This is a genomic window from Neisseria sp. HMSC70E02 (assembly GCF_001838645.1).
GTDB lineage: Bacteria > Pseudomonadota > Gammaproteobacteria > Burkholderiales > Neisseriaceae > Neisseria > Neisseria macacae.
Map to the genome: position 1 here is coordinate 1 of NZ_KV838058.1, position 2,089 is coordinate 2,089.

3 protein-coding genes are annotated in these 2,089 nt (G+C 49.5%); all 3 read left to right on the forward strand.

Going from position 1 to position 2,089, the window contains the following annotated elements:
• Window positions 1-47 precede the first annotated feature (47 nt).
• Window positions 48-845: a pyrroline-5-carboxylate reductase gene (gene proC, locus HMPREF3277_RS00795; RefSeq protein ID WP_070869748.1), complete on the forward strand. Its 798-nt coding sequence runs from the start codon at window positions 48-50 to the stop codon at window positions 843-845.
• A gap of 2 nt (window positions 846-847) precedes the next feature.
• On the forward strand, window positions 848-1,402 hold the full coding sequence (locus HMPREF3277_RS00800; protein WP_003759775.1) for a YggT family protein: 555 nt from the start codon (window positions 848-850) through the stop codon (window positions 1,400-1,402).
• 193 nt (window positions 1,403-1,595) lie between these two features.
• A complete protein-coding gene (gene dksA, locus HMPREF3277_RS00805; RefSeq protein WP_003767066.1) occupies window positions 1,596-2,012 on the forward strand; it encodes an RNA polymerase-binding protein DksA in 417 nt (138 codons plus the stop codon).
• Window positions 2,013-2,089 lie beyond the last annotated feature (77 nt).

Below are 2,089 nucleotides of genomic sequence, written 5' to 3' on the forward strand. Positions count from 1 at the left end.
ACTGTCCTATTTTGATTTTAATTGACTATAAAAATTTAAGGAAATTTATGAACATCTACTTTTTAGGCGGCGGTAATATGGCGGCCGCCATTGCGGGCGGATTGGTCAAGCAGGGTGGATACCGCATCCACATCGCCAACCGCGGCGCGGAGAAACGCGAGCGTTTGGCAAAAGAATTGAATGTTGAAGTTTCTGAATCCCTGCCCGAACTGCATTCAGACGACGTGTTAATCCTTGCCGTCAAACCGCAGGACATGGAAGCCGCGTGCCGCAACGTTCGTGTCAACGGTGCATTAGTGCTATCCGTCGCTGCCGGTTTGTCTATTGATACCCTCAGCCGCTACCTTGGCGGAACGCGCCGAATCGTCCGTACCATGCCCAATACGCCGGGAAAAATCGGTTTGGGCGTATCCGGCATGTTTGCCGAAGCCGAAGTATCCGAAGCCGATCGCGCCGCCGCCGACCGGATTATGCGTTCCGTCGGTTTAACCGTTTGGTTAGATGAAGAAGACGAGTTGCACAACATTACCGGCATTAGCGGCAGCGGCCCCGCCTACGTCTTTTACCTGCTCGACGCGCTGCAAGCCGCCGCTCAGGTGCAAGGGTTCAGCGAAGAAGATGCCCGCGCCCTCAGTCTCGCCACGTTTAAAGGTGCAGTTGCCTTGGCAGAGCAAAGCGGCGAAGACTTCGCGCGATTGCAGCAAAACGTTACTTCCAAAGGCGGAACCACCCACGAAGCCATCGAAACGTTCAAATCATGCCACGTCGCCGAAGCCATTGCCCAAGGCGTGGAAGCCTGCGTCAAGCGTTCGCAGGAAATGGCACAACAATATAAGGTCGTCTGAAAATGCGCGGAGATTTATTGATATTGCTTGCCGACGGCATCGTTATCCTGTGTTTGGCACGCCTCTTCCTGCAGGCGGCGGGATTGAGTGAAAATCATGCATTATTGGCGTTCAGCAAGCGATCAACCGATTGGCTGGTCAACCCGCTGCATAAAATTCTGCCGGTTAAAAAATACGACCCAGCCTGCCTGTTGTCAGGACTGTTGTTATATTACATCGCATTCACCTTTATCACTTTAGTGGCGCAGCCTACCGCATTCAGCGCAAAAATCATCATCGCCAATTTTATACTGGCAGTATTGAATACAATTAAATCAGCGGCTTATGTGTTGTTGATAGGGTTGTTTATCCGAATGGCGCTCAGTATTAAAGATCCCTATTCCCAGCTTTCCGTCGCGCTGGAACGGATATATCGCCCCATACTTTCTCCTGTACAGTTTTTAAAGTACGGACGCTACGATTTTTCAGGTAGTATATTGGCATTATTACTGTGGATCTGGTTAAGCAGTCTATCGCCCCAAATTACTCGCCAAATTAACTTGTGGCTACTGCAATAGACAGCGAGTTCATTAAGAATTTGCAGTATGACGTAAGCAAAATGCAAAAAAGTGAAAATCGAAAACACGACTGTGAAAACATGGTATCATGCCGCCATTTCCAAACGGGCTTGAGAAAAGAAGTCCTAAGAAATCAATAAAATAAACCACTTGAGTAGCATTTTGTTTCCCGCAATAGATTGAAAGAAAAATTATGGCAAAGCTGACAGAACAAGACATTTTGAATTGGGACGGCCCGGAAGAAGACTACATGAATAGTGACCAGTTGGCATTCTTCCGCGAACTGCTGGTAAAAATGCAAGACGAACTGATTGAAAACGCATCTGCCACCACCGGCCACCTGCAAGAACACGAATCGGCTCCCGATCCTGCCGACCGCGCCACTCAAGAAGAAGAGTACGCGCTGGAACTGCGTACCCGCGACCGCGAGCGCAAACTTCTAGGTAAAGTACAAGCAACCATCCGCAGCATCGACGAAGGCGATTATGGCTTCTGCGCGGATACCGGCGAGCCCATCGGCCTCAAACGCCTCCTTGCCCGCCCGACTGCGACACTTTCCGTGGAAGCACAAGAACGCCGCGAACGCATGAAAAAACAGTTTGCCGACTAAGTATAACGAAATCGGCTAATTGAATTAGACAGTAAGAAAATGAAAAGGTCGTCTGAAAGGGATTTCAGACGACCTTT